Source organism: Actinomycetota bacterium (genome assembly GCA_036280995.1).
Taxonomy (GTDB): Bacteria; Actinomycetota; CALGFH01; order CALGFH01; family CALGFH01; genus CALGFH01.
In genome coordinates this window covers 1-2369 of record DASUPQ010000947.1, presented here as the reverse complement: position 1 = coordinate 2369, position 2369 = coordinate 1, and the positions used below count along the sequence as shown (strand labels likewise).

At 69.3% G+C, this 2369-nt stretch carries 2 protein-coding genes; both read right to left on the bottom strand.

Features of this window, described 5'->3' with window-relative positions; genetic code table 11:
- Positions 1-1373 (bottom strand): type IV secretory system conjugative DNA transfer family protein (locus VF468_31400; GenBank protein HEX5882793.1); only part of this gene is annotated, 1373 nt, incomplete at its 3' end.
- Positions 1363-1788 carry a WhiB family transcriptional regulator gene (locus tag VF468_31395; GenBank protein HEX5882792.1) on the bottom strand — a complete coding sequence of 142 codons (426 nt, stop codon included), beginning with the start codon at positions 1786-1788 and terminating at the stop codon, positions 1363-1365. The genes VF468_31400 and VF468_31395, both read right to left, overlap by 11 nt.
- Positions 1789-2369: the final 581 nt, after the last annotated feature.

Below are 2369 nucleotides of genomic sequence, written 5' to 3'. Positions count from 1 at the left end.
GCCTCGTCATGCCAGATGGTCAGCAGCTGGATGCCCTGGCCGCGGCCAGTGGTGGCCAGCTGGGGCAGCTTCTTGATGGCCGCGCAATTGCCGGCCTCGTCCAGGCACACGAACAGCCTTGGGTCGAGCATGCCGCCAGGTTGGGCAGCGGCCAGCTGCTCGGCCTTGAAGATGACCACGCTCACGAGGAGCTCGAAGAGGGGCCGCAGCCGCTCCTGCTCCGAGGCTGGGGCGTACAGGTACAGGGTGTTGTTGGCCCCAGTCAGCAGCTCATCGATGTCGAGGTCGCAGCCCTCAGCGCTCTGGGCGATGACCGGGTCCCCGTAGACGTCCAGCAGCGTCTCAGCCGTCCCATAGACGCTGCCCAGGGTGTTGTCCGGTCGGCTGGTGCAGGCCGCCCAGGCATCCAGGGCCTGTTGATTGCCGATCTCCATCAACGCCTGGGCCACGTCGTCCACGTCTTGGACGTCGACCCAGCGGGCCACATCGGCCATGCTTCGCCCCGTCCCGGCGGCCGCGAACAGGAAGACCGACAAGAGCTTGGCGCCGAGCAGCTGCCAGTAGTTGGCGTCGTCAGCCTTGTGGCCTTGGACGTCGGCAGCCTCGGCCAGCATCCGACCAATCCGCCGGGCGTCGGCGTAGGAGCGGCAATACTCCAGGGGCGTCCACCGTGCTCCGGGCACGCCGCTCAAGCCGAGGGGGTCGTAGACCCAGACGGCGCCCAGGCTGGCCCGATGAGCGCAGGTGGCCCGCAGCACATCCGGCTTGATGGAGGTAGTGACAAGATTGCCCTGCCACTCCAAGACCCCGGGGATCACGAGGCCGTGGGTCTTGAACGATCCGGGCGGGCCGAAGGCGAGCACCGAGTGGCATTGTTCGACGGCCAGATACAGCCGGCCCAGGAGCCGGTCGCGGAGGCGGTCGCGGCGGCCGAGGATGATCCGCCCGCGTCTTGGGCCCAGCACGAGCAGCCGGCGCAGTTGCCACCAGCTGGCCCACCGGGCACCCCGCTGCCGGCGGCGTCGGCGGGCCCGGGGGGAGACCAGCCGGACCAGCAGCCCATAGGCCAGAGCGGGGAGCCAGAAGGTGAGGACCGCGGCGGCGTACATGCCGACCGGACCCGGCAGCAGCGGCTGAGAAGAAGGCGGCCAGGCTCTGGATGGGTCGTCCCAGGTGCCGGGGAGGCGCAGCAGCACCCCGAGCATGTCAACCAGCCGCACCGGCAGATGCTCATGCGCGCCGAAGAGGATGGCGGCGACCTGGCCGATCAGCCACACCAGCCCACAGGCGGCGAACAGCAGCGCGGCGATCAGGAACCAGAGGGTGTCGGGGACGTAGTTGTGCTCGGGGTAGCGGTTACGGTCACGCCACATCCGAGCCACCTCCTTTCGAGGCTCGGACGGGTTGCGCTTCCCGCAGGCAGGTGCGGCAGCGGCGATGACCGTCAGGGGTGTAGTAGGTGTTGTCGGCGGTGAACTGATGGCCGCGCTTGCAGTGGGTCTTGCTGGCCTGGGGATGGCCGGCCGGCGTGCGGCGGGCTTGAGGGCGGCCGGCGCGGTCGGCCGCGATCAGGCGACGGATGATCTGCTGGGGTTGGCCGCCCCAGATGCCGTACTGCTGGCCGGTCCGCACCGCGAAGGTCAGGCAGGCATCGCGCACCGGGCAGGCCGTGCAGATGCCGATGGCCTCGCTCTGGCCGGCCTCAGTGTCAGCGAAGAACGGGTCGTGATCGGCCGTGACCAGGTCGCGGCAGGCAGCCTGATCACGCCAGCAACCCACCTCGGTCATGCCGCGGTCCCATCCGCCTTCCGCCGGGCTTGTGCGGCGCGCTTGGCCTGGCGAGCCTTAATGGCGGCCAAAGAGAGGCGAGCGAAGTAGGCACGGCGGGCCTGCTCGGCCCGGCGCCTGCGCTCGTCGGGCTCCAGACGGCCCTCTGGGTCCACTTCACGGTCGAAGCGGGCCAGGAACGCGGCTCGCGCGTTCGCCGTGGTCTCCCGGGGATCACGCTGAGCATGCAGCGCATACGCGGCGAGGCGGGCGCGGAGGCTTCGCTCAGCCTGGCTGGCCGGCTCGTTTCCAGAACTGGATACCGACTCGGAGCGTCCAGTGGGCTCGTGGCGCATCTGAAAGCTGGTCCTTTCACTGTCGTCGACGAGAAGTACGGTTGGTGCGCGACCCGGCGGTGTTGTCCACAACTCCGCGGTCGTCTTGAGCACACCGAGGGGACCATCTAGGCTCGATGGCAGACGCTAAGAGGCTGCGCCAGTAGGGCGGAGTAGAACAAGGCAGGCACGAGCCGTGATGATCGGCGGGCTCTCACACCCTGCGACCACGCGGAGGTCTCGTGCCTGCCCTGCCATCGTCGGTCC

Bases quoted from the DNA above. Each gene is read 5' to 3' on its own strand.
- VF468_31395 (HEX5882792.1), bottom strand. From the start codon at position 1,788: ATGACCGAGGTGGGTTGCTGGCGTGATCAGGCTGCCTGCCGCGACCTG.